This is a genomic window from Arthrobacter sp. Leaf234, assembly GCF_001422665.1.
GTDB lineage: Bacteria > Actinomycetota > Actinomycetes > Actinomycetales > Micrococcaceae > Arthrobacter_D.
Genome location: NZ_LMLU01000007.1, coordinates 130,270 through 156,805 on the forward strand (window position 1 = coordinate 130,270; position 26,536 = coordinate 156,805).

Annotated in this window: 35 protein-coding genes and 1 pseudogene; 26 read left to right on the plus strand and 10 right to left on the minus strand. The window is 65.6% G+C overall.

The annotated features are described in order from the left end of the window. Nucleotides 1-125 precede the first annotated feature (125 nt). Nucleotides 126-749 carry a DUF1349 domain-containing protein gene (locus ASF21_RS12865; RefSeq protein ID WP_055771922.1) on the plus strand — a complete coding sequence of 208 codons (624 nt, stop codon included), beginning with the start codon at nucleotides 126-128 and terminating at the stop codon, nucleotides 747-749. Here the strand turns inward: ASF21_RS12865 and metE are convergent. The 3 genes from metE to ASF21_RS12880 form a co-directional block, all read right to left on the minus strand. Beyond that, nucleotides 746-3,067 carry a 5-methyltetrahydropteroyltriglutamate--homocysteine S-methyltransferase gene (gene metE / locus ASF21_RS12870; protein ID WP_055772352.1) on the minus strand — a complete coding sequence of 774 codons (2,322 nt, stop codon included), beginning with the start codon at nucleotides 3,065-3,067 and terminating at the stop codon, nucleotides 746-748. The genes ASF21_RS12865 and metE overlap by 4 nt on opposite strands. Before the next feature lie 85 nt (nucleotides 3,068-3,152). Continuing rightward, nucleotides 3,153-4,055, minus strand: coding sequence for a methylenetetrahydrofolate reductase (locus ASF21_RS12875; RefSeq protein ID WP_055771925.1), 903 nt, complete (start codon nucleotides 4,053-4,055; stop codon nucleotides 3,153-3,155). Between the two features lie 238 nt (nucleotides 4,056-4,293). Then, complete coding sequence (locus tag ASF21_RS12880) at nucleotides 4,294-5,478, minus strand: App1 family protein (RefSeq protein ID WP_082471548.1); 1,185 nt, start codon at nucleotides 5,476-5,478, stop codon at nucleotides 4,294-4,296. Nucleotides 5,479-5,637: 159 nt separating this feature from the next. On the opposite strand from ASF21_RS12880, the gene ASF21_RS12885 reads away from it, so the two are divergent. From ASF21_RS12885 to ASF21_RS12900, 4 genes are all read left to right on the plus strand, one after another. Next, nucleotides 5,638-5,991 (plus strand): hypothetical protein, encoded by a 354-nt coding sequence (locus ASF21_RS12885; RefSeq protein ID WP_055771927.1) that lies wholly within the window; start codon nucleotides 5,638-5,640, stop codon nucleotides 5,989-5,991. Between the two features lie 177 nt (nucleotides 5,992-6,168). Beyond that, the gene (locus tag ASF21_RS12890) at nucleotides 6,169-6,516 is read left to right on the plus strand and encodes a hypothetical protein (RefSeq protein WP_055771929.1); all 348 of its coding nucleotides are present in this window, start codon (nucleotides 6,169-6,171) and stop codon (nucleotides 6,514-6,516) included. Nucleotides 6,517-6,655: 139 nt separating this feature from the next. After that, nucleotides 6,656-8,503, plus strand: a complete 1,848-nt coding sequence (locus ASF21_RS17170; protein ID WP_200914836.1) for a PT domain-containing protein — start codon at nucleotides 6,656-6,658, stop codon at nucleotides 8,501-8,503. Between the two features lie 92 nt (nucleotides 8,504-8,595). Next, entirely contained in the window at nucleotides 8,596-9,450 is an 855-nt protein-coding gene (locus ASF21_RS12900) for an HNH endonuclease (RefSeq protein WP_055771937.1), read from the plus strand. Nucleotides 9,451-9,820: 370 nt separating this feature from the next. Here ASF21_RS12900 and ASF21_RS12905 read toward each other — a convergent pair whose 3' ends face one another. The 4 genes from ASF21_RS12905 to ASF21_RS17600 are packed head-to-tail and all read right to left on the minus strand — an operon-like array spanning nucleotide 9,821 to nucleotide 11,407. Continuing rightward, nucleotides 9,821-10,225, minus strand: a complete 405-nt coding sequence (locus ASF21_RS12905) for an ImmA/IrrE family metallo-endopeptidase (RefSeq protein WP_055771940.1) — start codon at nucleotides 10,223-10,225, stop codon at nucleotides 9,821-9,823. 39 nt (nucleotides 10,226-10,264) lie between these two features. After that, nucleotides 10,265-10,696 (minus strand): hypothetical protein, encoded by a 432-nt coding sequence (locus ASF21_RS12910; protein WP_055771943.1) that lies wholly within the window; start codon nucleotides 10,694-10,696, stop codon nucleotides 10,265-10,267. Further along, nucleotides 10,693-11,073 carry a hypothetical protein gene (locus tag ASF21_RS12915; protein ID WP_055771946.1) on the minus strand — a complete coding sequence of 127 codons (381 nt, stop codon included), beginning with the start codon at nucleotides 11,071-11,073 and terminating at the stop codon, nucleotides 10,693-10,695. Before ASF21_RS12915 ends, ASF21_RS12910 begins: the two co-directional genes overlap by 4 nt. 4 nt (nucleotides 11,074-11,077) lie before the next feature. Beyond that, nucleotides 11,078-11,407: a hypothetical protein gene (locus ASF21_RS17600; protein ID WP_235498972.1), complete on the minus strand. Its 330-nt coding sequence runs from the start codon at nucleotides 11,405-11,407 to the stop codon at nucleotides 11,078-11,080. 349 nt (nucleotides 11,408-11,756) lie between these two features. Between ASF21_RS17600 and ASF21_RS12920 the strand changes: the two genes are divergently transcribed. The 9 genes from ASF21_RS12920 (at nucleotide 11,757) to ASF21_RS12960 (ending at nucleotide 16,378) form a co-directional block, all read left to right on the plus strand. Next, nucleotides 11,757-12,041 (plus strand): hypothetical protein, encoded by a 285-nt coding sequence (locus ASF21_RS12920; RefSeq protein WP_157365907.1) that lies wholly within the window; start codon nucleotides 11,757-11,759, stop codon nucleotides 12,039-12,041. Then, nucleotides 12,038-12,304, plus strand: coding sequence for a hypothetical protein (locus ASF21_RS12925; protein ID WP_055771952.1), 267 nt, complete (start codon nucleotides 12,038-12,040; stop codon nucleotides 12,302-12,304). Before ASF21_RS12920 ends, ASF21_RS12925 begins: the two co-directional genes overlap by 4 nt. Next, complete coding sequence (locus tag ASF21_RS12930) at nucleotides 12,301-12,537, plus strand: hypothetical protein (RefSeq protein ID WP_055771955.1); 237 nt, start codon at nucleotides 12,301-12,303, stop codon at nucleotides 12,535-12,537. The genes ASF21_RS12925 and ASF21_RS12930 overlap by 4 nt, the downstream gene beginning before the upstream one ends. 9 nt (nucleotides 12,538-12,546) lie before the next feature. After that, nucleotides 12,547-12,762, plus strand: coding sequence for a hypothetical protein (locus tag ASF21_RS12935; protein WP_055771957.1), 216 nt, complete (start codon nucleotides 12,547-12,549; stop codon nucleotides 12,760-12,762). Then, the gene (locus tag ASF21_RS12940; RefSeq protein WP_055771960.1) at nucleotides 12,759-13,151 is read left to right on the plus strand and encodes a hypothetical protein; all 393 of its coding nucleotides are present in this window, start codon (nucleotides 12,759-12,761) and stop codon (nucleotides 13,149-13,151) included. Before ASF21_RS12935 ends, ASF21_RS12940 begins: the two co-directional genes overlap by 4 nt. Before the next feature lie 231 nt (nucleotides 13,152-13,382). Beyond that, nucleotides 13,383-14,195 carry a PD-(D/E)XK nuclease-like domain-containing protein gene (locus ASF21_RS12945; RefSeq protein ID WP_082471549.1) on the plus strand — a complete coding sequence of 271 codons (813 nt, stop codon included), beginning with the start codon at nucleotides 13,383-13,385 and terminating at the stop codon, nucleotides 14,193-14,195. A gap of 11 nt (nucleotides 14,196-14,206) precedes the next feature. Further along, on the plus strand, nucleotides 14,207-15,220 hold the full coding sequence (locus ASF21_RS12950; protein WP_055771962.1) for a hypothetical protein: 1,014 nt from the start codon (nucleotides 14,207-14,209) through the stop codon (nucleotides 15,218-15,220). Continuing rightward, complete coding sequence (locus ASF21_RS12955; protein ID WP_055771965.1) at nucleotides 15,220-15,711, plus strand: single-stranded DNA-binding protein; 492 nt, start codon at nucleotides 15,220-15,222, stop codon at nucleotides 15,709-15,711. Before ASF21_RS12950 ends, ASF21_RS12955 begins: the two co-directional genes overlap by 1 nt. 196 nt (nucleotides 15,712-15,907) lie before the next feature. Beyond that, nucleotides 15,908-16,378, plus strand: coding sequence for a DNA N-6-adenine-methyltransferase (locus tag ASF21_RS12960; RefSeq protein ID WP_200914837.1), 471 nt, complete (start codon nucleotides 15,908-15,910; stop codon nucleotides 16,376-16,378). Nucleotides 16,379-16,391: 13 nt separating this feature from the next. Here the strand turns inward: ASF21_RS12960 and ASF21_RS12965 are convergent, their stop codons facing one another. The 3 genes from ASF21_RS12965 to ASF21_RS12975 form a co-directional block, all read right to left on the minus strand. Beyond that, the gene (locus ASF21_RS12965; RefSeq protein ID WP_055771973.1) at nucleotides 16,392-17,108 is read right to left on the minus strand and encodes a hypothetical protein; all 717 of its coding nucleotides are present in this window, start codon (nucleotides 17,106-17,108) and stop codon (nucleotides 16,392-16,394) included. A 64-nt stretch (nucleotides 17,109-17,172) separates the two neighbouring features. Continuing rightward, the gene (locus ASF21_RS12970) at nucleotides 17,173-18,129 is read right to left on the minus strand and encodes a hypothetical protein (protein WP_055771976.1); all 957 of its coding nucleotides are present in this window, start codon (nucleotides 18,127-18,129) and stop codon (nucleotides 17,173-17,175) included. Nucleotides 18,130-18,227: 98 nt separating this feature from the next. Then, nucleotides 18,228-18,734 (minus strand): hypothetical protein, encoded by a 507-nt coding sequence (locus ASF21_RS12975; RefSeq protein WP_055771979.1) that lies wholly within the window; start codon nucleotides 18,732-18,734, stop codon nucleotides 18,228-18,230. A 180-nt stretch (nucleotides 18,735-18,914) separates the two neighbouring features. Here ASF21_RS12975 and ASF21_RS12980 point away from each other — a divergent pair, with 180 nt between their 5' ends. The 12 genes and pseudogenes from ASF21_RS12980 to ASF21_RS13045 all read left to right on the plus strand — a co-directional run bounded on the left by ASF21_RS12980 (nucleotide 18,915) and on the right by ASF21_RS13045 (nucleotide 26,443). Continuing rightward, the gene (locus tag ASF21_RS12980) at nucleotides 18,915-19,256 is read left to right on the plus strand and encodes a hypothetical protein (protein ID WP_055771982.1); all 342 of its coding nucleotides are present in this window, start codon (nucleotides 18,915-18,917) and stop codon (nucleotides 19,254-19,256) included. A gap of 172 nt (nucleotides 19,257-19,428) precedes the next feature. Beyond that, complete coding sequence (locus ASF21_RS12985) at nucleotides 19,429-19,821, plus strand: hypothetical protein (protein ID WP_235498974.1); 393 nt, start codon at nucleotides 19,429-19,431, stop codon at nucleotides 19,819-19,821. A 597-nt stretch (nucleotides 19,822-20,418) separates the two neighbouring features. Continuing rightward, complete coding sequence (locus ASF21_RS13000; protein ID WP_055771993.1) at nucleotides 20,419-20,790, plus strand: hypothetical protein; 372 nt, start codon at nucleotides 20,419-20,421, stop codon at nucleotides 20,788-20,790. Nucleotides 20,791-20,903: 113 nt separating this feature from the next. Continuing rightward, complete coding sequence (locus ASF21_RS13005) at nucleotides 20,904-21,374, plus strand: hypothetical protein (protein ID WP_055771996.1); 471 nt, start codon at nucleotides 20,904-20,906, stop codon at nucleotides 21,372-21,374. After that, entirely contained in the window at nucleotides 21,371-21,637 is a 267-nt protein-coding gene (locus ASF21_RS13010) for a hypothetical protein (RefSeq protein WP_055771998.1), read from the plus strand. Before ASF21_RS13005 ends, ASF21_RS13010 begins: the two co-directional genes overlap by 4 nt. A 271-nt stretch (nucleotides 21,638-21,908) precedes the next feature. Beyond that, nucleotides 21,909-22,943, plus strand: a complete 1,035-nt coding sequence (locus tag ASF21_RS16955; protein WP_157365908.1) for a hypothetical protein — start codon at nucleotides 21,909-21,911, stop codon at nucleotides 22,941-22,943. Nucleotides 22,944-23,130: 187 nt separating this feature from the next. Next, nucleotides 23,131-23,577: a hypothetical protein gene (locus ASF21_RS16960; RefSeq protein ID WP_157365909.1), complete on the plus strand. Its 447-nt coding sequence runs from the start codon at nucleotides 23,131-23,133 to the stop codon at nucleotides 23,575-23,577. Nucleotides 23,578-23,583: 6 nt separating this feature from the next. Next, nucleotides 23,584-23,670, plus strand: a pseudogene (locus ASF21_RS17605) (HGGxSTG domain-containing protein); the annotation flags it as partial. 66 nt (nucleotides 23,671-23,736) lie between these two features. Continuing rightward, nucleotides 23,737-24,189: a hypothetical protein gene (locus ASF21_RS13030; RefSeq protein ID WP_055772009.1), complete on the plus strand. Its 453-nt coding sequence runs from the start codon at nucleotides 23,737-23,739 to the stop codon at nucleotides 24,187-24,189. Nucleotides 24,190-24,234: 45 nt separating this feature from the next. Further along, nucleotides 24,235-25,044, plus strand: coding sequence for a hypothetical protein (locus tag ASF21_RS13035; RefSeq protein ID WP_157365910.1), 810 nt, complete (start codon nucleotides 24,235-24,237; stop codon nucleotides 25,042-25,044). 60 nt (nucleotides 25,045-25,104) lie between these two features. Then, on the plus strand, nucleotides 25,105-25,410 hold the full coding sequence (locus ASF21_RS13040; RefSeq protein ID WP_157365911.1) for a hypothetical protein: 306 nt from the start codon (nucleotides 25,105-25,107) through the stop codon (nucleotides 25,408-25,410). 220 nt (nucleotides 25,411-25,630) lie between these two features. Continuing rightward, nucleotides 25,631-26,443 (plus strand): hypothetical protein, encoded by an 813-nt coding sequence (locus ASF21_RS13045; protein WP_055772017.1) that lies wholly within the window; start codon nucleotides 25,631-25,633, stop codon nucleotides 26,441-26,443. The last annotated feature ends 93 nt before the right edge of the window (nucleotides 26,444-26,536 follow it).

The following is a 26,536-nucleotide window of genomic DNA, read 5'->3' on the forward strand; positions in this document are numbered from 1 at the left end:
GTGCCCCTTCCCTGGACAGGAGGACGGCCCGTACGCCGGGCGGATGCTCGAGCGCCGGAACGCCAGGAGCTTCACGCCGCCCGAGGGCGCGACGGCAGCCGCACCTGCCCGTGCGAGGATCGAGCGTGACCTCCCGATCCCTGAGCTGTCCCGGCCTTCCCTTCCCTCTCGAGCCGCACGGCGGCGCCGCTCCCCGCGATCCGGACGTGACCGGCACGGTGGTGCGCCTGACCGCGGGGGCGGGCGCCGATCTGTTCCTGGACCCGCGGGGCGTCGAGGGCCCCCGCCCCGATGCGGAGCGATGGACGGCTCCCGTGGACGGCGACTTCCAGCTGCAGGCCCATGTGGCCGCGGGTTTCGTCGCCGACTTCGACTCCGGCGTGCTGCTGGGCTGGTTCGACGACGACACGTGGTTCAAGGTGTGCGCCGAGCGTGATCCCGCCGGGATCACCAGGGTGGTCTCGGTCGTGACGCGCGACGGAGCCTCCGACGATTGCGACAGTTGGCCGATTGACGGGTCGGGCACCCACCTCCGCATCAGCCGGATGGGCGGCGCCTTCGCCCTCCATGCGTCCCACGACGGCGACCGCTGGTCGCTGGTCCGCTACTTCTCCGTCGGACGGAGCGCCGCCGAGACGCTCCAGGTCGGGTTCGTGGCGCAGTCCCCCGCAGGGTCGGGCACCTGGGCGACCTTCACCGACATCCGGTTCAGCCGGACCACGCTCCTCGAGGTCAGGGACGGCTCCTAGCCGCGCACCTCCACGGCGGCACGGACGGCCCCCGCGGCAGCGACCAGGTTCCGGAGCGACTGCTCGGTCTCCCGGTAGCCCCGGGTCTTCAGCCCGCAGTCGGGATTCACCCACAGCTGTGCCGCGGGGACGTGGCGCACTGCCCGCTCCAGGAGCAGCCGGATCTCCTCCGCCGGCGGGACACGCGGGGAATGGATGTCGTAGACCCCGGGGCCCACACCGCGCGGGAAGCCGTGCTCCTCGAGATCGCGCACCACCTCCATGCGGGAGCGGGCTGCCTCGATCGAGGTGACGTCCGCGTCCAGGCCGTCGATCGCGGTGATGACCGCACCGAACTCCGAGTAGCACAGGTGCGTGTGGATCTGCGTGGCGGGAGCCGCCGCCGCCGTCGCGAGATTGAAGGCCCGCACCGACCAGTCGAGGTAGGCGGGCTGGTCGGCACGGCGGAGCGGGAGCAGCTCGCGCAGGGCCGGTTCGTCGACCTGGATGATGCGCGTCCCCGCCCGCTCGAGGTCCAGCACCTCGTCGCGGAGCGCGAGTGCCACCTGGAAGGCGGTGTCGGCCAGCGGTTGATCGTTGCGGACGAAGGACCAGGCCAGGATGGTCACCGGACCGGTCAGCATGCCCTTGACCGGCTTGCCCGTCAGCGACTGAGCGAAAGACGTCCACGGCACCGTGATGGGTGCGGGCCGGCTGACATCGCCCCAGAGCAGCGACGGGCGCGTGCACCGCGACCCGTAGGACTGCACCCAGCCGTGCTGCGTCACGTCGAACCCGTCGAGGTTCTCGGCGAAGTACTGCACCATGTCGTTGCGCTCGGGTTCACCGTGCACCAGGACGTCGAACCCGAGCTCCTCCTGCAGGGCGATGACGCGGCGGATCTCGTCCTGCAGCGCAGCCTCGTAGCCCGCTGCGGAGAGGTCGCCGCGGGCAGCCCGCGCACGTGCGGATCTCACCTCCGTGGTCTGCGGAAAGGAACCGATCGTCGTCGTGGGGAGGAGCGGCAGGTCCAGGGCCGCCTGCTGGGCGGACCGCCGCTCCTCGAAACCACCGCGGTCGAAGTCCGACGGCGAGAGCCCCGCCGCACGCTCGCGGACCGCGGGAACCTCGACGCCGGGAGCCGAACGCCGACCCGCGAGGACCTTCGCCGCAGCAGCGATCGCGCGATCCGCCGAGCCCGGATGCGCGACATGCCCTGCGAGGATCACCACCTCCTCGACCTTCTGGTCCGCGAAGGACAACCACGAACGGCGCTCGTCGGGGAGCGACTGCTCGACCCCGGTGTCATGCGGCACATGCTGCAGGGACGTGGACGTCGCGACGGACAGGGACACCCCGTCCGCCCTCAGGCGGTCGAGCACGGCCACGGCCCCGCCGAGGTCCGCCTTCCAGACGTTGTGTCCGTCGATGATCCCGGCCACCAGGGTCTTCCCCCTCAACAGCGCCAGCTCCGCGGGAGCGGGGACGGCTCCCCTGACCAGGTCGAGGTGGACCGCCTCGACACCCGTCGCGGCGATGGCCCGGAGACGCTCCCCCACGCCCCCGTAGGGCGTCGTCAGGAAGATCGCAGGCCGCCCGGCCACCCCCGACAGGTACCCGTAGGCACGTCGGACGGCGTCGTCCACCACGGCGTCGGGCAGTGGCGTGTCCGTCACGAGCGCAGGCTCGTCGAACTGGATCCACCGCACACCGCGCTCCTCGAGCCGACCCAGGAGATCCGCGTACAGCGGCAGGACGTCGTCGAGCCGGTCCAGCGGATCGAAGCCGCCACCCGCTCCGTCGGCCGCCTTGCTCAGCAGGAGGAACGTGACGGGTCCGATCAGCGTGGGCCGGACGCGGTACCCGGAGTCGGCTGCCTCTGCGACCTGGCGCAGCAGGGTATCAGGGTCCAGCGCGAACGGCGTCCGCGGCCCGATCTCGGGGACGAGATAGTGGTAGTTGGTGTCGAACCACTTCGTCATCTCGAGCGGCGACCTCTGCTCGTCACCGCGTGCGAGCGTGAAGTAGTCGTCGATCCCGAGGGGGCCGCGGTCCGCGGCGAGGTCGGGGAACCGTTCGGGTATCGCACCCAGGAGCACTGCGGTGTCCAGCACCTGGTCGTACATCGAGAAGGACGCGGGGATGGAGGCGTCGTGCGGGTTCAGCCCGAGGCCGGTGAGGCGCGCGTAGGTGGTCTCGCGCAGCCTCCTGGCCTCCCGTTCGAGGGTCGGGGCGTCGCTGCGACCGGCCCAGTACGCCTCCAGGGCCTTCTTGAGTTCCCGGCGCGGGCCGATCCGGGGGTATCCGATGATGGTGCTGTGCGGGAAGAGTGCGGGCATGTCGATCTCCTGACGGCTGTCGTGGATGGTAGGGCTGTCATGCGTCAGGGCGCGGCCATCGATCGAGCCGGACCGGTCGGAGGTGTCACAGCGAGGCGGCGAGGCCTGCTTCGGGCGGGCGTTCGAGGTCGAGCGCGTCCAGGACATCCAGCGCGGCGGCATGCTCGTTGAACGTGTACAGATGGATGCCCGGGGCGCCGTCGTCCAGCGCAGCCCTCGCGAGGCCCACCGTCGCGGTGACCCCGACCCGCCGTCGCTCCTCATCGGTGCGTGCGCCGTCGAGCTTCGCCCACAGGGTCTCGTCGACGTCCACTCCCGCGAGCCCGGCGAGCTTCTTCAGACGCCGTGTACTGGTGAGGGGCATGACACCCGGGATGATCGGGATGGTGACGCCCGCCCGCCGTGCCCGTGTCACGAGCCGGGTGTAGTCCGACGGCGTGAAGAAGACCTGCGTGATGGCGAAGTCGGCACCGGCCTCCTCCTTGGCGAGGAGGACCTCGATGTCCTGCTCCACGCTGGGCGAGTCGGGGTGGCGGGTGGCATAGGCGGCGACCCCGACCGAGACCCTGCCGGCGGCCAGCTGAGCGGTGCGCCTGCCCTCCACCTCGCGGATCAGGCGGACGAGGTCGTCCGCGTGCTCGACGTCGCCCGCAGCCGGCTCGAAACCCTCGGGGGCATCGCCCCGCAGGGCGAGGATCCCCCGCACCCCGCCACCGATCAGGCGCTCGATGATCTGCGTCAGCTCGGTCCGGCTCGTGCCCACGCAGGTGAGGTGCGCCAGGGGTCTCAGCGTCGTCTCGGTGAGCAGGCGCCGCAGCAGGTGGATGGCCGTCTCGCGGTTGCTGCCGGCTGCGCCGTACGTGACGGACACGAAGTCCGGGCGCGTGTCCTCCAGCCGGCGGATGGACGTCCACAGGGATTCCTCGGCGGCGGGATTCCTGGGTGGATACAGCTCGTAGGACAGGGCGGGATAGGTAGGTGGCGGCATGGGTCCTCTTCGTACGTGCCCGCAGCTGCGCCGTGCGCGCCGGGAACGATGGTGTGCAGGGGAACGACCGGCGCGGACACCGGCGGTACTGCGTACGAATGTCAGGCCCACATGGAGGCACCCACACTTCCTCGCGGAAGTCGCTGACCCGCTACCTCAGTAGCTGGACCACACGCTACGACACACGATCGGGACCATCAAGTGTGCGGCTGTTCATGACGCGGCCACACCGAGGGCGTCAGTCGGTGGTCTCGGGGACGTCGGTCTCCTCCGGGACGTCAGCGGACCGGACCTCGCTGCGGATGATGCCGAGTTCCTCGAGGCGGGCCGACATGCCCGCGCCGTCCGCAGCGTAGATCCAGGTGATGCCCGGGGTGTCCCGCATGCCCGACTTCGAGCGGCCACCGGCCAGGACCGCCTCTCCGGCGGAGAGCTGCCGGATCGCGATGGCGCGCACGTTCTCCGGATGGCGCCGGGCGAACTCCGAGTAGATGGCCTCGTCGTGCTGGCCGTCGTCGCCCACCAGCAGCCATTTGACGCCCGGGAACTCCTCGGCGAGCCGCTCGAGGGAGGTGCGCTTGTGGTCCTGGCCGCTCCGGAACCAGCGGTCGCGGGTGGGTCCCCAGTCGGTGAGCAGCTTCGGTCCCGCCGGGTAGAGGTTGCGGGAGAGGAAGCGGGACAGCGTGGGCGCGACGTTCCATGCACCGGTCGAGAGGTACAGGACGGGGGCGGAGGGGATGGTCCGGACGATCCTCTCGTACAGGACGGCCATTCCGGGAGTAGGGGTGCGCGCGTGCTCGTCGAGCACGAAGGTGTTCCACGCGGCGAGGAACGGGCGCGGCAGGGCAGTGACCATGACCGTGTCGTCGATGTCGGACACGACCCCGAACTGCGTACCGTCCGCGACGATGCGGACGGGCGCCTCGACGGTGCGCGACTGCCCGGACTGCACGGTGATGGTGTGCCATCCGGCGTCCAGGGACACCGGTATGCGGGCATCGACCACACCACCGCGGTCGGCCACGACGTCGTGCACCGCGTCACCGACGGTCACGTGCACGACGGCGTGGGCGACGGGTGCGCTGGTGAAGTTGCGCCAGCCGCGCATCCCCTCCTGCAGTGGCTTCAGCGGGCTGGACTCCGAGCCGCCGCCGGTGTCCCGCGGATCAGCGAGGACCACGCGGGCGAGAACCCGGACCCACGCCGTCGAGCCGTAGCCGGTGTAGGGGATCACCGTGTGCACCCGGCCGCGTCGGACAGCGAGACGGGTCTGGAAGCGCAGCCAGGCATCGTCGAGGCGCAACGCCAGGTGACGGTCCGTCGCCGGTTCCGGCGGCACGGCGTCCCGGTCGGCGCCGGGTGACAGTGCGGGAGCCGCCGACGCGTTGGCGGGATCCTGGGGACGGTCTGAAGGAGGACACATGCCTCCCAGTCTGGCACGGCCCGCACCGGCCGACGAGGGGGCACTCGCCGAGGTCACGACCGGCTAACGACTTCACCCGGGAGGAGCACGCGGGTTGTAGCGGAGGGGCGCGGCTGCGACGCTGGGACCTCGGCTCGGCACACGATCATCGGGGGATGCATGGCACGGGAATGGGAATCGACCGGTCTCCGCGTCGAGGAGGAGCCTCTCCTGCGGGGCTGGGACACGGCCGCCCGCGACGACTTCGCGGGCTCCGCGGCGGACCTGGCGCATGCCATCGCGTTCGGCGCCGCGCAGGAGGCCCTCGAAGCGGTAGCGGCCGGCGGCGGCACCCTGACCACCCAGGACGCGCGCGCTCTGCACTTCGCCAATGAGATGGCCGAACTGCGTCACTACGGACCGCTGGTCGCCGTCGAGCAGGACAGCCCTGTGCTGGCTCCCGGCGTCCGGACACTGATCGACGGCATGGACGAACTGGGGCTGTGGCGGGATCGGCGGCCCTGGGCCCTCTGATGAAGGCCTGACCCTCGCGCCGTCCGACCCATCCGTTCCCGTGACGGCTTCGAATGCGTGCTGGTCGGCGCCCTCTGCGCGGCCCGCCGCGCAGACGCGGCTCAGTATCTGCCCGGGCATCTGTGGATGCCGTCGCAGGCCCGTATGAGGCGGTCTCTTTCGATGGATTCACAGGTCATGACCCAGCGCACGTCCCGGGTGTCGGTCTCGGCCCTACCCCTCCTGCTGCACGTCCGCTGCGCACCCCGGATGGTCGTGCACCTCGCCGACGTCGCGCAGGCGGGTCGGGCGATCGTTTCCTCGGGGCGCTCCACCCTGCCGTTGCTCGTCGAGGTCTCGGCACTCAGGGAAGTGACCTGGGATGCCCGTGAGGCCATCCTCTCCTACCACCACCCCGCACGCGTCGCCATCCTCGGTTCCGACGCCGTCGACCTCGTCCTCACGGCCTTCACCGTCCGCTCGCCGATGACCATCAGGTTCTTCACCGAACGAGACGACGCCGTCCGATGGCTGCTGCAGCGTTGAATCTTGCGTTCCCGCCTGCGCACTCCCGAGGAGCGCGCAGTGTTCCTGCAAGTTTGGCGCAGGTAGAAAGGGCTTGACAGCACGACTGCGATGATCTGAGCGTGCCCGCTGGGGGCACACCTGTTAATCGAGGTTCCACATGCCCTTTCTCCGAGGCCCCTTCCTCCGGGCCCTCTCTCCCGTTCCTTCGGCTGTTCAGGGCACGGCGCCGCGTCGCCGGGTGGCCCTCGCGCTGCTCCTGACGGCCGTCGCCCCGCTGGCTGCGCTGCAGGGTATCTCGCCCGCAGCGGCAGCGACCACGCCCTGCACGCCCATGAGACAGTCGGTCTACCAGAGCATCAACCCGACGACGACGGCCTCCCTCCTCACGACGTCCGCCACCGAGGCCGTCGACTCACGGTCCTCGGGCTTCACCGAGCTCAAGGGTCTGGTCTTCCGGGCCTCCAGCACCGCCGCGGCAGGACTTGTGCCGATCCACCGGCTGTTCCTCAACGGCGACTACTTGCTCCTTCCCGATGTCGCGGGAATCGACGAGTACGACACCGTGCAGTCGCGGTTGGGGTACAAGCACCAGAAGGTGGCGTTCTACGCTTCGCTCACGCCCGTTACGTGCGGTGTGGAAGTTCGCCGCTACCACCGCGCAGGCAAACACCGTTTCAGTGTCTCCGCGGCAGACGGCCGGACGCTGCGGAGCGCCGGTTGGGCGGACGAGGGCGCCCGATTCTGGGTAGCCCCGGTCACGACAACAGCCCCGGCTCCTGCTCCGGCTCCCACCACCGCCCCCAGCCCGGCTCCCACCACCGACCCCAGCCCGGCTCCCACCACCGCCCCGACAGTTGCTCCCAGGCCGGCTCCCACCACCGCCCCGACAGTTGCTCCGACAGTTGCTCCGACTCCGGCGCCGACCGCTGTGTCGCCGCCGCCGGCTCCTGCTCCGTCTCCTGTTCCCGTTCCGACGGTGCCGTCCGTCACCGTGCCTGCCGACTGGGTGCTGTGGAGCAGCATCGCGCGACCAGGAGACGACATCAACAGCGTCCTGGCCAAACCGGAACTCTCGGGGAAGATCCTCAAGCTGCCTGCCGGTGTCTTCGAGGTCAGCAACTTCCGGGACGCCTCGGTTGCCATCCGCGTGCCGAAGCAGGTCAAGGGAGTCATCGGGGAGGGCCGGGACACCATCCTGCGCATCAAACCCAACACCTCGACCTTCGGCGGCACTGTTCCTGCGCAGGGCACCGGTCAGACGAATCAGCTCTACGTGCTCCGCATGAACGAGGGACTCGTCCCGCAGGTCCTGTCCAACTTCTGGCTTCAGGGGACGCCACAGGGTCATCTGTTCAACGGCATCATGGTCGGCATGTCGAAGCCGGGCACGACCGTCGAGAACCTCCTGATTACCGGCATCGACGGTAACGCGGGGTCGCCTCCGGGCGAGACGTTCGGCCTCAACTGGTGGCGGGGAAGCGACTCCATCACCCGGGACATCGAGGTCGACGCCTACCAGTGGAGCGGCGACCGGTTCGCATCGAGGGTCCGGGGCGCGCAGGTCGGCGCGTCACCGATCGGGTACAACAGCCACGATCGGGGCAAGCTGTGGAATGCCTTCACGCACGACTCCCGCTTCGGCATGCCGACCTTCTGGCAGTCGAACAACTCGGAGACCTGGAATCTGCAGTCCATCCGCAACGTCATCGGCATCAATCACGAGGAGAGTTTCGGTACCGTTCACCACGAACCGGTCATGCACAGCTCCAAGACACGTCGTCACGTGAATTTCATGTCCTCCCGTGGGGACGGCGCGCTGACCATCATCGGCGCCACCAACGACGAGTGGATCAACCCGACGACGTCGGGACCGATCGGCAAAGGCAAGAAGATGCTCGTTCTCACGCCGACGAACTACACGGGCCCGAACACCAACCGCATCGTCACGCCCCCGCGCATCCAGCACGGCAACGGCACGGCCGCTCCCTGGCTCTGGGCGCACTGAGCAGTAGACGAAACCCCTGAGCGACAGGAGAGGCCGAGCATTCGGCTTCTCCTGTCGCCGTCTACCTCGCCGATCGTGGCAGACTCGGCACCATGGTGGCCTTGATCATTGCGTGGAGCACGACGGGTCCGCAGTGGCCGGGGATCTACGCCGCTGATGCGGAGACGGTCCGGCGCACGGGCATCATCCGGCGGCACTGGCCGCTGCCAGGGCCTCCGGTCGCTCCCGTCGGGGCGGACGTCTGGCTGCTGATCGCGCACGGAGGACCCGCTATGCAGGGCATCGCGGGTCACGGCGTCGTCGCAGGCGTTTCTCCGGGGACGTCCGATGGACAGGGTATCGACGTCGACTTCGATCTCCTGGTGCAACACGGCGACCAGATTCCTTCGTCACTCCTCGAGAACACGGTGCAGGGCTTTCTCACATCGGCGGCCGCGTCCGGACTGTTGGACGACCGGCAGGCTGCAGGCCTGAGGAGCCTGTGGGCTGCGTCGGTCGTCCCGGCCCAGGGGGCAGTGCATCCGCCGCCGGGTGTCCTGCCGCTGCACCTCACCCGCCGCCTGATCGTGGATCGTTCCGAGTACGACGACGACCTGCGGCGCACTGCCCTCGCCCATCGGGGCTCGGCCTGTCATGCCTGTGGGCTCGACATGGAGTCGACGTACGGGGAGCACGGGCGGGACCTCGTCGCACTCCACCACACCACTCCCCTGGCGCATCTGACGGACCGGTATGACGTGGACCCGACAGCGGACCTGGTGCCCCTGTGCCCGAACTGCCACGTTGTCGCCCACAGCCGATGGCCGGTGTCCTATGGCGTGGAGGAACTCCGGACGATGCTTCGCAGCGGAGGCCACCTGCGCGGCGAGATCGTGACCGATGAGCAGCTCGCCGCAGAGGCCGCCGCTGAACGACTGCTGCGGGCGGACGGGACCCCTGGGACGTAGCTCAGGCGGTGGCCCCTCAGCCGGGACCACGCCCTTGCTGGCGGCCCTGCGGACACACCGCCAGCGGGCACCGCTCATTCGGCATCAGGCGTCGATCGCCGATTCGTGGCGGCTGCGCCGGCAGCGATCATCTGATCGAGGGGGTCGCCGTCGGGCGCGCGGCGACATTCGTCGCGGGCAACAAAAAACCGCCGGACTCAAGGGATTACCCTCGAGTTCCAGCGGTTCGTCGTGGAGCTAAGGGGATTCGAACCCCTTTCTGAGCGGTGCGTTTGGGCGTGTCCCCCGCCATTCCGCGGCAGGAAGGGGGCCGACGAGAAGCTATGAGGTGCCATAGACCCTCATCCTGCTCACATTGTGAGCAGGCCTGTCAGCACGCTTCTTCCTTGCGGATGAGGTTGCGGATGAACAGGATCTCGTTCGGTGTCAGAGTCGAGATGTACGTGTCGACGTCGGACGGCATGACACCGAGGATCTGGGCGATGCCTGTCTGGTGCTCGGACACCCGGAGGGCGTCGATAAACGCCGATGGCCTGATGAGCCGGCGGACCGCCCACACGGACGCTTGTCTCTCCTGCCGTGGTGTTGTGCCGCGGTGCATGTGCCAGGCGTGGCCGAGCTCGTGGGCTAGCGTCGAGTCGTACTGGACCACGCCGAGCCTCGGCCGCAAGATAATGCGGTGATCGCGCCAGTCGTACGCGCCCCACCAGCCTCGCGGCAAGTCCCCCGTGACCACCTTGACCCCAGTCTCAGCGATGATCTTCTCGAATTCCATAGGCTCTGAACCGTATGGCGAGTCGGTGACACTATCGGGTCAGGGCTGGTTTTCCTCGGGATCGACACCGTGATCCCCGACACGGGCGGCCAGCTCGACGTCGTCTCGCGTCTCACCCCACGGGGTCGCGTACGCCTGCTGCAACTGCCTGGACATGCTGACGAGGAGTTCCCTCGACTCGGCCGGGAGGCTGCCGGCGCCCTGCAGGACGAGCTCGGTCGGATCCGAGTCGTTCACGGAGAGTTCCAGCGACCGGGCCGCGGCGAGCACGATGCGGGTCACGGACACGTTCAGGCCTCGGGAGATTCCCTTGATGGTGTCCGCGTCCGGGAAAGCGCGGACCGCGCCGGTTGCCAGCGCTTGAAGCCTGTTCGTGGACGGGTTGCCGCCGCAGTCCCGCGACAGCCTTGCATACGACTTCTCCCCCTTGGCGTCGAGGATGAGACGCTGCAGGGTCTCGCCTCCGCTCACAGGACCGTCAACTCCCCACCCATGGACTCCCGCAGGTCAGCGAGCTCGTCGGTCGTCCCCTGGATGATCCAGTTCGGGCCAGTGAGGAAGGCACCAGCGCCGCTCAATCCAATCGCCATGCCGAGCTTCCCTGTCGTCAGTTCCTCCTCGTTCGGGAACCACCGGACCGCGGTGTCTTCGTCGCAGACAATGAGGACCTCGCCGTCTTCGTTTTCACCCTCAGCCGTTTCACCGGGGCAGTCACCGTCGGAAGCTAGGACAGCTTCGCGGAGGGCATGCACATCCTCGTAACTGGCGTCCTTCCCCACTCCCCCGCAAGCCGTGAGGGTGAGTAGTGCCGCAAACGCGCCGGCGGCAATCAGTGGTCGGTTCTTCATGGTTCTACGTTTCCCGTTCTAGATCGTCGTGCCCGACGTCAGGATCTTTGTCCTTCGCAGCCAGGTGCAGTGGTTCGTCAGGTACAGCTTCCAGCCTCCGGATGGGGCTTGGCGCTGCTGCAGATTGGGTGAAGCTCCTGATGAGCTCGGTGATCGCTTTTCGTTGCCTGGCCGATAGGAGGTTTGCCTCCGGCGGCGGGACGTAGGGTGCGCTCATCGGCCTGTGGATGCCTGCCCATTCTGAGACGATTTGCACGTCGACGCCGAGCGCTTTAGCTACGCGTTCCACCACGTGGGGCTCAGTCTCCCTGTCCTGGAAGATCAGGCTGGTCACGGTGCTGGTGTGTAAGCCGGCTGCTTTCGCTAGCTGGCTCATGGATGGACGTTGGTTCCGAGGGTCTACTCGGCCTGCGTCAACCATGGCTTGCGCCCACGGTTCGGGGGCATCTCGTCTCATGTCTACTGACTTTCTAGTGCGTCTAACGGGGTCCGCAACTTTGAGTGTAGACAGCGTGTCTACAAATCTCATGGCTGTAACTACCCGCGCCGCGAGACGATGCCTAACTCCCCTCCACGACTTGTAGACAAGCGCGTCTCAGTCTGTCTACACTCTTGTTAGACAAACAACGAACGTCTACACTGGAAGGACATTGAAAGTGATCGTCACAGTCAGGAGGTTGGACATGAAACTGAAGGACGCACAGTTCCTCCAGGTACTCATGACACACCGCGGATACACCGTCCGCAGCCTTGCCGACGCCGTCGAACGGCAGCTCCGCAAGAAGGACCGCAAGGCCACCGTCTCCCACTCCACCATCGGGCACCTCCGCTCCGGCGAACGCCGAACCGCGAAACCAGAGGTCGCCCGCGCAATCGAGGACGTCCTCAACGAGCCCCGCGGGTCCCTATTTTCGGCAGAAGTGTCTATCATCCAGCGCGAGACCAGCAGGAAGAAGGTTCCAGCATGAGTCAGGCAGCAGTTCTCGAGTCCAAGCCGTGGAAGCAGCGCGGCATGGAGCTCATCTCCGAGATCGCCGGCGAGGGCCAGCCCTTCGACGCGTACACGCTCACCCAGCGGGGCCTCGAGAAACCTGAGCACCCGAACGCGTGGGGCGCCCTGTTCCGGGCAGCTCGCGGCAAGGGACTCATCGAGGTGTGCGATATCCACCCCAGTGCACGACCGGAACGCTCCGGCGGACTGTGCAGGGTGTGGCGGAAGGCCCAGCCGTGATCGCCGACCACCACACACCGGCCCAGCTGGCCGAGAAGCTCCACGTATCGGTGTCGATGGTGAAGGCCAAGGGCCACTCCGGCGAGTGGCCGTGCCTGAAGCTCGGGCCCCGCACCATCCGCTTCACCGAGGACCACTACCAGCAGATCGTGACCCTCACCGAGCACAAGCAGAAGCCGACCGGATCGTCACGGGACCGCAACAAGCGGCTCCGCCGAGCACTCGCCAGCTAGGAGAAAGCCGTGGATCTGAACAACGTATGGGCGGCCCTCGCGGATTGGGCCAGCCGACTCAAGGACGACCTCGTCAGCGACGCCGACACCGGCCGCCGCCTCGACGACGTCGACCGCGACATCACCCTCCGGAACAACAACGTCACTGAGTTCACCAAAGTCAGGAATCGGCAGACCGTACTCGCAGCAGAACGGCTCGCCGCACAGACAGGAGTAGCAGCATGACCATCACAACGATAGAGAGCCGCACCGGCCAGGGTGCGACTCTCAACGAAACGTCCACCGCGCAGGTGATTCAGTTCCTCTCCCAGACTAGCAACGTCGACGTCTCCGACACCCTCGTCGCACTGTGGGCCGAGTCAACGCCGGTGGACGCCGACAACGGGTACGCACAGCAGGCCCGGATCCTCGCCGCGATCCTCGACCGGCACGTGAACGCCTTCACGGTGAGCGATGCCATGGAAGCGGTCGGCAAGATCTGGGCGCTCGAGCACGGAGCCTGCGTCACCGAGCTGTACGGGCACCCGAACACTGACCACGCGCGCGACCGCTGGCTCCGCGTCGAGCAGGAGAACCTCACCATCGCCGCACTCGCCCTCGGCGGCACCAGGTGATCCGTCGGTGGCTCGCCAGCGACACCGGCGAAGCGGTCCTCAGCCTCCTCTGCCTGATGGCTATGGCCGCCTGCGCGTTCGTCGTCGCGGACTGCTTCCGATGAGCGCCGACTGCCCAGACTGCGGTCTCGACGCCGACGGCATCGACTGCGGCCGCGACGACACCCTCCCCTGCTTCCAAGACCCGACCCCACAGCAGCAGTGGGAAGTCACCACACCGAAGGGCATGCCATGACCGCGACGATCGCCGAGACGGGCCTGATCGACGGCCTGCCGAACCACGAGTACCACTCGCACGACAGCCTCTCAGCGACCGGGCTAAAGATCCTCGCCACCCAGACGCCGGCGCACTACCGGCACCGCATGGACAACCCCGAGCACAAGGGCATCTTCGACGTCGGCACGGCCACCCACTCCCTCGTCCTCGAGGACGACCACTCGAAGATCCGGGCTCTCGACTTCGCCGACTGGCGGACGAAGGCAGCCCGGGAGGAACGCGACGCCGCATACGCGGAAGGCATGGTCCCGCTGCTCGAGAAGGACTACCTGGTGGTGAAGGCCATGCGGGACAGCGTCGCCGCTCACCCAGTCGCACGGCTCGCCCTCACCGGTGGGAAAGCCGAGCAGTCCTTGTTCTGGCAGCACGACACCGGCGCCGCGCTCAGGTGCCGGCCGGACAAGCTCGACCTCGAGTCCCCCATCGGGCCGATCGTCGCCGACCTCAAGACAGCGGCATCCGCGGACCCACGGAAGTTCGGGAAGACCGCGTTCGACCTCGGCTACCACCAGCAGGACCCCCACTACCGGGACGGCATCCACGCCGTCACCGGTGCCCGACCCGACTTCCTGTTCATCCTCGTCGAGAAGCAGCCCCCCTACCTCGTCTCCGTCGTCGAGCTCGATGCCGAAGCGCTCGACCTCGGACGGGCCGCCAACACCCGATCCATCCACACCTACAACCACTGCAGCGCCACCAACGAGTGGCCCGGCTACCCACAATCCGACCCCATCAGCCTGCCCGCCTGGGCAACCCGAGAAGCATAGGAACCCCCGTCATGACCGAACTCACCACGGCCAGCAACCCCGCGGCGCTGGCCCTCCCCGTCCCCGCTGCGCTCCCGCAGACCGACGCCGTCGTGCAGCTCCACGAGTGGGCCGCCGAACTGGCCGCCGCCCGCCAGCTCGCGCAGGTCCTCGCCTCATCCAGCTTCCTACCCCTCGCACTGCGCGAGAAGCGGAAGGGTGTGCCGAAAGACATGGACGAGCTGACCTTCGACGCGGCCGCCGTCATCCTCGCCGGGAAGTCCGTCGGGCTCGACCCCATGCAGGCGGTGCAGAACATCTTCCCCGTGCACGGCATGCCCAGCATGTATGCCCGCACCATGGTCGCCCTCGTCATCGGGCAGGGACACGGCGTGAAGCGCTCGGCCGCGACCGACGACTCCGTCACCTACTCCGTTCGCCGCAAAGGCGAGGAGCAGTGGCAGGACTTCACCTGGACAATCGCACGCGCCAAGAAGGCCGGCTACACGACCAACGCGAAGTACCAGTCCGACCCGATCGCGATGCTCGGCGCAAAGGCCGCAGCCGAAGCGTGCCGCACCGTGTTCCCCGACATCCTTCTCGGTATGGCGTACAGCGCCGAAGAGATCGAGCTCGAGGACATGGGTGAGCGCGTCCCGGCTACCCAGTCGCAGGCGCCCGGGCAGTCCGCGACCGCCCGCCTCGCCGCAGCAGCGCAGACACCTCAGCCCGAAGCCGCCCCGGCAGTCGAGGCGACGGAGCCGCTGTGCTCTCGCGCCCAGCAGACCGCACTCGGCAACGCGCTCAAGGCCCTCGGCCACACGACGAAGGACGAGATGCTCGCCGTCGTCACCGCATGGGTCGGCCGCGACCTGACCGGCTCGAAGGACCTCACCGTGGGCGAAGCGAAGCAGCTGACCGACGAGCTCGAGGCGGAAGCCGCCGAGCGCAACCAGGCGGCCGAGGACGTCGTCGACGCCGACGGGGTCATACCCACGGTCGTCGATGCGGATGCCGACGCTGCATGGCTGGCAGGGACCAACTGATGGCCGGCGAGACAGTCATCACCGTCATAGGGAACCTGACTAACGACCCCGAGCTGCGCTTCACACCGAGCGGGGCGGCGGTCGCGAACTTCACGATCGCCAGCACGCCGCGCACCTTCGACCGGCAGTCGAACGATTGGAAGGACGGCGAGACCCTGTTCCTCCGGGCGTCCGCGTGGAAGGACATGGCCGAGAACGTCGCCGAGTCCTTGACCAAGGGCACCCGCGTCGTTGCCCAGGGGCGCCTCAAGTCGCGGTCGTACGACACGAAGGAAGGCGAGAAGCGCACCGTCATGGAGCTCGAGGTCGACGAGATCGGGCCCAGCCTGAAGAACGCGTCCGCGAAGGTCATTCGAACGCAAGGCCCCGGGACTCGTGGCGGCGTTCAGCCACCGTCATCCGGCGGCGGAGGGTGGGGTCAGCAGCCCGCATCCGACCCGTGGGCAACGCCCGCGGGCGGCCAGCAGCACGACTCGGAACCACCCTTCTAGTCCGAACTTCCCTCAGCGCTGCCCTCCGCCCCCACCGGTGGAGGGCGGCGTTACCCATCAGCAAAGGAACGACCATGAATACCGCCACTATCACCAAGCCCGAAATCTGCACCTCCTGCGGGTCCCCTATCCGCATCACCGGCGAGTGCAGGTGCAGCGATTGAGCGGCGCCATGGGATCCCACCAGTCAGCCGCCATGAAGTCCGATGTGTGGCTCACCCCGCCATGGATCATTAAAGCCCTCGGACCATTCGACCTCGACCCTTGCTCACCGTTAGACCGTCCCTGGGATACCGCAGCGAAGCACTACACGATTGACGACGACGGGCTCTCCCGCGAATGGGAAGGCAACGTCTGGATGAACCCGCCCTACGGGCTGCAAGCAGCCACTTGGCTTGGGCGCCTTGCCAAGCACGGCGACGGCATTGCCCTCGTTTTCGCCCGTACCGAGACCCGCATGTTCTTCGACTGGGTGTGGCCCTATGCCACCGCACTCCTCTTCATCGAGGGCCGGCTGCACTTTCATCACCCCGACGGTAGCCGAGCCAAAGCCAACAGCGGCGCACCCTCCGTCCTCATCGCCTACGGAGACCGGGCGGCACGCAAGCTCATCAACTCCGGTGTACCCGGCGCCCGCGTCGACTTGCGGAAGGCGGTAGCAGCATGACCTTCCTTGCCCTCTATGCGCCGCCTAGTCCCGACGGCTCACTCTCGCTCAAAAATACTGCGAATACGGTGTCGACTTCCTCCGCTGTGTTGCACTGTTGCACTTCGCTCAGTAGTCGGACCAACTTCCTTCGTTCCTCACCACCCTGCGGGGCCACCAACCATCGCACAAGCACGTCGGGCAACACACTCATCAGTCTGATTCTTGCGTCCATTGGTCGGCGCAAGGCCTGCGAAAGGACGGCTCGCACTCCTGTCAGGATCTCTTGGTCCTCCAGGTCACCATCAATTTTCGCTGCACCCACCAGCACTATGAGCGACGAGAGAAAGGGCCGATCAGGCTCAGTGCCTGCTTCGACGGTTCCCTCGACCAGACGCTTTCTCCACCGCTTCTCGATTCGTCGGTGGGCTACCTGTTGCTCCAGATGGTGGGAGAGCGAGACAAGAACCTCGCGCACTGACCTCTCAAACCGCAATTGGCGCTCGTACTCAATGCGATCTCTCTCAGCCTGCACGCGAGCACGTTCAGTCTTCTGCGCCTGCTCTTTTGCTTGCTGGGCAGTCACGACAGAGAAGTACAAGACGCCAATGGAAGCCAAGGCAGCGAGTAAAGGAATCACCCCGATCGCAAGTACTTCGAATGCAGACGGTCCCTCCTGGAGGGACCGTGCCACTTCAAGGATGGCGCACGTCACGGAGCCGCCCTCATCACACTGGAGTATCTGCACCATGGAATTACCTTATGTTGGAAGCATCGGTGCACTGCGTGCGAGTACCAGCATCAGCGGTACCAGATCACAAGTGCTGCTTATGGCCTGTCTGATAGATCATGAAAGTAGCTGTCTCACCAACGCGCCACACCGCGGCAATGCCATGTTCCGCGAGGAGCTCGAGCAGGTCATCGTTCGGCGCAGCCGGGAGCAGCAGCCGGCATGGTCGACCGTCGACATATCGTCGGTAGTCGAGCAGCTGCCCGAGGCCGGCACGGACGCTGTTACGCGTGGCATCAGCCTTCGCTTCGTAGAGAACGCCCTCCGTGGCGTCGTGGATGTCCGTGAAAAGCGGCATCGTGCTGCCCCTGGGGTACACCTTGAAACGGTCGAGCTCACGTCCACGGCCCTGCAGAACCTGCTGGAAGACCTCGACGAGGTCCTGCTCCCGCTTCCTACTCGTACCTGCCTCTACAGCGGTGCGCTCGAACTCGCCGACAGTGTGAGCCTCGAGCGGCACCCGTACCGCGGAGCCCGCATCCATGGGCGCGATGGCTTTCGAGCTCACGTCTTCGTCGCGGCGCAGCACCTCGCCGACCGGGCGAAGGTGGAACACGAAAACGGTGCGCATGACTCCGTCCGCGCCCGGAGCGTCCTCGGTCGAATGGGGAAACTCGTCATCGAGTGCGAACTCGCCAAGGTAGATGCGGGTCAGCCCGTTCCCGGTCGCGGCCTTACCGCTCACACCGAATACGCGGACCGCCCGACCATTCAGCTTGTGGTCACGCAGGGCCAGGTTGCCCCGGTGCATCTTCTGCGGACCCTCCCGGTCCATGCCGGTATAGGAGAAAACCTCGCCGTCGGTCGACCACCCGTCGAACTCGTACCCGTTCTCGCGACCCACCTTCGGGTCAGAGAACAGCAGGACATTCGGCGACGAGCTCGGCGTCTCCATTCCCTGAAACCTCGTACCGCCGTACATCGCGGCGATATCCTCACGCGTGCCCGTCCAGCCGACGGGAGTCCCCCACTCAATAGCCATGGTGTGAGGCTAGCTCAGGTTTCGCCCTTCTACTCGAGGTCCTTCCCGCATAGCCGCGAGGCCATCGACGACGGCGCTCGAGCGCGCTATCCGGTGGACTATCTACCGCCGCGTTGGAGCTTCTTGAACCAGATAGTTCGGCGCCTGTTCAGCTCCTTACGTTGCCTTCTGTTGAGCGGTTCCACCCCTTCAGGGAGGGACGGTGCAACTGACACCCCGCCCACGTCGAGGAACGTCGACTTCGCAGACCGAACGCATCCCTCGAGAAGCACGAGACTCATCTGCCGCATCTTCGGTGTGTCGGTAGGCCACTCGATGAGGGTTTGCACGAGTACCGCGACCGAATGTGTAAGCACCTCCCGGATCTCCCCTTGTTTCACCGCAGGTGTTTTCGGGTCATTGAACTTGATTGCCAACTTAGGTAATAGGGCCGACAAAGGATCGATTATGTCCGCGAGCTCAACCGTCTCAGTACCTGATAAGCGGAGCTTTATGAATGCAGTCTCCAGGCTTATGAATTCGCGCCTTGGGTTGAACTCCCCTTCAGCATCGAAGGTAAGAATGAACGCGTTGAGAGCCGCACTGAGTTCCGCGATGGCTTGCACGCGCCGCTCATTTTCCGCGTTGCGACGCGCTTGCTGGTTGGTCGACCGAACTACTGCGAGCGCTACGAGCCCGCCTATAACCGCTGCTACGAGTGAGCCAATGGAACCACTAAAAAGCTCCGCTGCCCAGGATGGTTCAGATGCGGTCGAAATCACTCCTCGACCATATCGGAGGTCCTGATGGCTTGGTTCAACGCTGATGACAAGATGCACTCCCATCCAAAGCCGCGACAGGCGGGCCTCGAGGCGATGGGTCTGTGGCTCATGGCCGGCACGTACTGCTCCGACTACCTGACCGAGGGGCTTGTGCCCGGCTGGTACGTGGACTCGTGGCCTCGCGGCCGCCGGTTGGCCCAGCAGCTCGTGACCGCACGGTTCTGGGAGGCCTCCGGATCCGACTGGCAGTTCCTGTCCTGGACCGAGTACCAGCGCACGAAGGAACAGGTTGAGGAGGACCGTGCGAAGGCCCGCGCACGACAGAAGGCGTGGCGTGACAAAAGGCGTGACAAGCCAGACGAGTAACGCGTGACGTGACGCGTGACAGACACCGTTACTAACGCTTCTCCAAGACCAAGACCAAGACCAAGACCAAGACCAAGTACTTAAGCCACCTCCCAGCATGGATGGGTTTTCAAGAAGTGGTCCAAGACAAGCAAGCAATCGTCACTTAAGTGACGCGAAGGAGGCGGAACACTTGCCTGCTGAAACTCCTCATCCGGTGACCCGCAACCAAGCGACGATCCTCGCGGCCCTGCTTCACGAGATCCGGCCCCGCTGGTCCACCGAAGCGATCGTCTCGCTGATCGGGAAGAACCTCGCAACCATCCCCAGCTACCCCGCCCTCTGCGAAGCCGCCATCCGGGTAGCGAACGACCCCACCAAGAACACCCCGGCGATCATCTTCCTCGACGGCAAGCACTGGGAACGCCCCGACCAACCCAGGGAAGCACCACCATCCGGACCCAAATGCGAAGACCACGCCACTGAACCCGCGCACACCTGCCACTGCTGCAAAGCCGACATCCTCGTCGGCGACAGACCACCCACCCACCAAGGCAAACACTGGACCCCAGGAGGCACACCATGACCGAGCAAACCGGCATCAGCATCTGCTACTCGAAGTGCTGGCCCTGCCAATTCGGAGAGTGCGAGACCAGCTGGCACACCTGGGCAGACGCCGACGACATCGAGCACGCCAAGCGGACTGGGCAGCCCGACCCAAGCGCCCAGCGCTGCGGCTGCTACTGCCAAAAGGAGGCCACCCGATGAGCGCGAACAGGACCCCCCACGTAGTGGCGACCGACTCCCCCGATCAGCGACCTTCGCGGGTTGGGGTGGCGCAGTCCAGGTTCGCGGAGGCGAAGGCCATCACGGACGCCCTGGTGGTGCGGTTGTCGCGGGAGCGTTCGGAGCTGAGCGGGACTCGGGATGGGGAGCGGGTGCGGGTGTTGCGGCGGGTGGAGGTGACGCGGATTGCGTTGGTAGATGCGCGTGCGTATGAGGCTCGGGTGTTCGCTGAGTGGGAGCATGAGCGTTCGTTGTTGGCTGGGCGGCCCGTGTTGGGGGTCAGGGGCGACGTAACGGCCCGTCGGGTCCACCAGTCCGTCTCGACCGGTTCTGGGGCTTCTGAGCGCCTTCTACGCCCTGCGGTGCGGGGTTCTTTGACCGGTGACAGGAGGGGCGCGTGAGCGGCGGTCCGTGGGAGCTGGTCGTTCCGGCGCCGGCGGACTGGATCAACCTGAATCAGCGGCTGCACTGGGCAACCAGGGCGAAGCTCACCAGGGCATGGCGGTCAGCCACCCACATCCGGGCCCGGCAAGCCTGCCTCGTCATGGGCCTCGACCGGGTGAGCATCACCATCACCGTCACGAAGCCCACCAACCGGGCGTACGACGTCCACAACCTCATGCCCACCGCGAAAGCCGTCGTCGACGGGCTCATCGACTACGGGCTGTGCGCCGACGACTCCAACCAGTACGTGACCGGCCCTGACCTCCGACCATCGGAGCACAAAGCCCCGGCGCAACTCCTCATCACCATCACCGAAACACCCTGAGACGTAGGGTGGAACGCCCTCCTTCTCGGGTAGAATGAGATAACCGCATCACCCCACGAAGAAGCCCCGCGAGCTGCGAACTCCGGGGCCATGACCTGAAGGCTAGTTCCGATATGGACCACGATAGCAACACCCCCCGCGAGCAGATGAAAGCCATCATCAACGGGATGTGCGCCGGCAACGCCAGCATGGCGACAGACGCGATCCTCGCCGAGTTCGTCATCATCCCCCGCAACGAAGTACCCGAGGTCAGCATCAGTGATCACGTTGACATCGGCCTCGTCACAGCTTTGGCGCAGCAGCGCTACCAGCCCAGCCTCACCCTCGCGGAGGAAGACGGCGACAAGACCGACGGCACCTGGAACCGCAGTATCGCCTCGGCCAACCTCGCCATAGCCGAAGCGGTCGAACGGCAGAGCAGTGCCACTGAGGCGAAGCGCAACGCCCGCCGCGACGAACTCGCTGGAATCTACTTCCCTGAGGTTTGCTACGGAGAGCTGAAAGCGACCGGCTACGCCACTCTCAAGCCGGGCATCAAAGCAGCCGTCGACCGGATCATCGAGCTCGAAGAAGCCGCAGCATGAGCGCCGAGGTGGAGAAGCTCCTGGCCGAACTCGGCATCGACGGGACACAGACCATCGCGGAAGCCGTCGCAGCTGTGCAGGCGCTCAACCAGAAGCGGGAGCAAGGCGACGGCCTCGAACACCTTTGGCTGTCGGACCTGCGCCGGCACCCGAACGGCGAGGTCAGGCTCTACTCGTCCGACGGGAAGCTGATCAGCGGAACCTACACCTACCAGGTCACCGCATCCGTCGACGCCATGGTCCGAGCGGCGGCCAGGCGATGACCATCCCGTCGTTCGTGGAGGCCTTCGACGCGTACGCTCACGCCATCGCGTGCGGCGCCCCGTCCACCGTCCAGGCGGACCGGTTCGCTGACCTGACCGCCGCCCACCGGACACAGAGCGCACCAGATGAAGTGCACTTCCTCGGGCGCAAACACTCGTTTCGAGCTGCACAGCGGTGAGAGATAATCCGCGAACGCTCTCGTGCTCGCCGCACGACGCGAATACGGCGCCGCTCCCAGACTTGTCGTTTCGCTTCGATAGTCTTCTCACCATGCCAAATACTTCTCCCGGCGGTGCCGTGACCTTCGTCAAGCAGAACCAGCCTATTGACGAGCGAGGACGAGCTCTCTACGCGGTCGCCCGCTCCGTACTCCGAGCGCACCTTGACCAACTTACGCACTCTGACCTGGAGGACCTGAACATTGATCGGCAGGAGGTGACATTCCGCCAACTGTCGAAGTTTGCGCGGCTGCATAGGGACAAGGGAATGCGCGGTGATGGATTCGAGTGGGCGGTACATGAGGCCATAGTCGGCGAAGAACCACGCGTTCTCGAACCGGTCCAAGCTGCCATGACCAGAGCCTCCCGGAAATCCTTTGTCTCTCTGACCAAGCCAACGTCGTTGATGTTCGGCTATGAGCGGGCTAAGTACCTTGGCTTCCTCGACGCCGTTGTCGACTCTGCGGCGCAAGACGCACTGTTGCTTCCGGAGGGGTCCGGACGACCCTTCCAGTTCGGACCATGGGTCTCGGTGGCGGCGCGGGGTAAGGCTGCTGAACCTATGCTTAATACTCGAATTAAGAGCATCTGGAAAACCGATCTGTTCCTCGGCGATGAAGACCGCCGTCGACACCTAGCTACGACGATCAAGAGTAATTGGCACCAGTTGGAAGGAGGGGCCGGACTTCGCCTCGGTATCGTTCCTGAAGCCGCCGACTTGCGCCACGGAACCCGTTACCACAAGGGACTCTGGCTCGCAGTCCTTCCTGACCCGGACGGATTCATGGGTCTGTTCAATGATGCATACGAGTCAGTCGCGGAGGCAATCATCACAGTCGGCAAGCATGATCGCGCTCATTATTTCTACAAACCGACACCAATGGGGCAGCGACTCCAGGCTCAGCTTGAAAGCTACGCGACGGTCAAGGTGATGGAAATTGAGAACGCTCTTAATGAAGCGTCCCAGCAAGACCTCGTCAACACGGAGCATAAGTTGGTATCGGTGGACGCACCTCACTGGCTACACCTGAATCAGACGCGCATGCCAGTGATTGCTCCTAAACCCTCATTCGCGAAGCTCGACTGATGATGCGTCGTTAGGTCTACGATGGGTGACCGATGTCTGCTTAGACCTTCACTAGGTGGTCGTGCATCCTGATTATGAACCCCGCGTGAAGTGTGTCACGTCGACACGCTGTGAAAGTTTGTCACCGTCACTCGGTAGCTTTGGTTGTGACGCGGAACACGCCGCGCCAGATGAAGTGGAGGGAATAATGACCGACGCCGAACCCATATCTCAACAGGGCGCAGACGAGACCGCCCGACCGGCCCTCGATATTCACTTAGAGATCCTGCTCGGGGTAGTTCTGGGATCGAATGATGAATCGCACGATTCAAGAATGGGCATCTCTCTGGTGACCGCAGCAGGAGTGATTTCTGGAACGGTAGTGACACGCAAGACCTGGCATCTCCGCCAGGCGGATCGGCTCGAAGAAGCGGGCGCCACCAATATCGCCGAGGGATTCCGCATGAGCGAAGACATGCTCGACGAACGCTTCAAGAAGGACGAGGGGGAGCCCCCGAAATTCCACAGGATGTATATCAACCTGATTGACGCGGTAATCATCAACGGGGAATCGACGCGGACTTTCGATTCGCTTCGTATCGATATGCGGAAGATCATCGGCTGGGATCTAGCTCAAATGAGAGCGGAAGGATAGGTGAGCATGGCGGAGTGCGGCGCGAAAAAGCGTGACGGCGGTTCGTGCGGCGCTCCGCCTATGCGGGGCCAGCGGCGGTGTGCCCGCCACGGGGGCAAGTCCCCCCAAGCGCAGCGAGCCGCCGCTCAACGGGTCGCCGAACAGGAAGCACGGGACATCATGAAGAAAGCGATCGTCACCCTCGGCCTACCTCAGGACATCGACCCGGCGAAGGCCCTTCTCGACGAGATCTCACGGACGTACGGCACGGTCCTGTGGTTGCAGGCCAAGGTCCGGGAGCTCGAGCCCGACCAGCTCGTGTGGGGCCTTGTCGAGAAGCAGGACGGCATCGGACCCCAAGGGCCGGTCGACGTCACCACGGAGCGTGCCGAGTTCAACGCCTGGTACCAGCTGTACCTCGGGGAACGGAAACACCTCGTCGCCGTCACCACCGCTGCACTCAAGGCCGGCATCGAAGAGCGCCGCGTCCGTCTCGCTGAGCAGCAGGGCGACCTCGTGGCCGCCGCCATCAGGTCCATCCTCGACGCCCTCAACCTGTCCCCATCTCAGTGGGAGCTCGTGCCCACCGTGGTGCCCCAGGCACTCCGCGCACTCGGCGAACTCACGCCCTAATGAAGTAACCTCCAAGGTGGAAACCGCCGCACAGAGGAGATGACCGTGGTCGAATGGGTGCCCCCCGCCATGAAAGCAGATGACTTCGCCAAGTTGACGGCAATCGAACCCGGCATCCCCGAGTACATGCGGCCTCAACTCGTCAACTGGGTGCTGGATGTGCTCGATGGCCCTTACGAAGACTTCTCTGTGGGAGTCAACTTTCTGAGCCTGCAGGTGAAGGAGAACCTACCCCCGAACCGGACTTATTTCCGACACTGGCTTGATAAGGCGAGTTCAGAGGCGCTGGTCAACCTCATCGACTGCATGCTGTTCTACGACGTGGCCGGCGTTAAGGAAGAGGCGACGAGTCTCGGATATGTGTTGGAAGCTGGGCGTTCTGAGTGGCAAGTCTCGACTGTTGATGGCGAACCTCGTCTGTCCCACCGCATACCAACCGGAGTCCTTCAATCCTACGAGGAAGTCGCCTCCAAAACGGGAATGGCTGGAGAGCTCCTGGCCGAAGCGTTCAACGCTGCCTACGGAGTAAACCCAAATCCGAATCACGCGTATGACTTGAGCGTGAAGGCGGTCGAAACGCTAGCTTGCCCCCGGTACTTGCCGAAGAACACAAAGGCGACCCTCGGCTCGGTGATCACGCACCTAAGCAGTAAGAGTGTGACACTGCCTTTGCGGGAAAAGAATGCCAATCACCAGGAGCTTGTAAAGCAGATGATGCAGAACTTGTGGGAGGGCGGCGAGCGACACGGGAGTGAGCACTACTCGGGGATCAGCGAGGAGGGCGCGAAGACAGCACAAGCGCTAGCGTTCGCACTGGTAGCTCTCCTACATGAGCAGGTCATCGCAGTAAGCTAGCTTTTCCCGACCCCTGCGACACGGGGTGTTCTACCCTGCTACTCGGGTAGAATGAAGAGCATGACGAGCGCTCATCCCATACCGGCACTCACCCAATGTCTTGAGGGCGATGCTGCCACAACCGACCGCACTAACTTACCCAGCCCCAACCAGTCGGTGGGTGAGGCGACGTTCGAGGAACTCTGCCGGCGGGCATGGGAAGCACTCCCCGGTTCCACCCCGTGGGCCGACGTGCCCGAGAAGGTTGGCCGCACCGAGTACCGGGCCGAAGTGCGCGGCATCCTCACCGCCGCCGCAGACCTCATGCCGATCGAAACCCTCCACGGCGCAGACGGCGCATCCGTCTGGCTCAGGGGCGATCAGTGAGCGGGGACTACCCACCCCTCAGGGCAAACACCAGGCTCTCCGGTCATACCCTGATCGCCGAGGGCCGACCCTTCACAGCAGAGGGACAGCTATACGGGGCGCAGTGGAGAAACGGGCACGCGAAGTGCAGCTGCGGCGCCCTATCCGAAGCGCTCCCGAGCCAGGGGAAGAGGCAGAAGTGGCACCGAGAACACAAGGAGTCGATCCGGGCGGAGCAAGCATGACCGAGACGCTCACCCCCATCGAGCAGGCGACACTGTGCGGTGACGGCCGGTGCGACGTGCCCTTGTACGACGGGTTCACCCTCTGCCCCACTCACACCGGCCACCTGTCCAAGGATCTTGCCGCGGTCGGGGACGTGTGGGCGAACCTCCGGGTCACGATCCGTCGGCAGGACGCCACGTCCTCGGCGATCGGCGGTGGCGCAACCGGCTCGCGGCCGTGCATGAACCTCGACGCGCACGACAAGGGCGAGACCCTCGCGTCTGTCCTCAACGGGTGGGCTGGTGCCTTGGCTGGCGGCTACCGAGTCCGGTCAGCGGCAGAGGCCGCAGCGTTCCTCGCCCAGCACATGCGCATGGTGGTGAAGGAGGACTGGGCGGGCGACCTCGCACAAGAACTCGCCGCCTCCCTCGCCGAGTGCCGGCGGGCAACCGACAGGGCCCTCGACGTCATCAGCCTCGGCGTCTGCGGCTTCGGGGACTGCGACGGCCTCGTCACCGCCGTCGTCGGATCCCCCACCGGGAAGTGCCGGAGCTGCCACGCCGTGTGGGACGTCGCCGAACGGCAACAGTGGATGATCGGCCAGGCCTGGCACGCAACCGCCAGCCTCCGACTCCTCGTCCGCGCACTCCGCGACTCCAAGCACATCACCATCAGCTACGACACCGCGAAGAAATGGGCGCAACGCTCCAAGCTCTACGGCCGTTGCGACCTCGCCACCCGCGAACACCAGTACACCGCAGCCGACATCTACCACTCATGCCACAACCAACCCGCAACACGGGCCAAGACACCACTTGACGTAGGGTGACTGTCCCCATACTCTTCTCATAGTGCGATCAGTGGCTCCAGAAGCGGGGCCACTTTTTCGTAGCTGTAGCCTTCCCGCGGTTGGCCAGCTGCA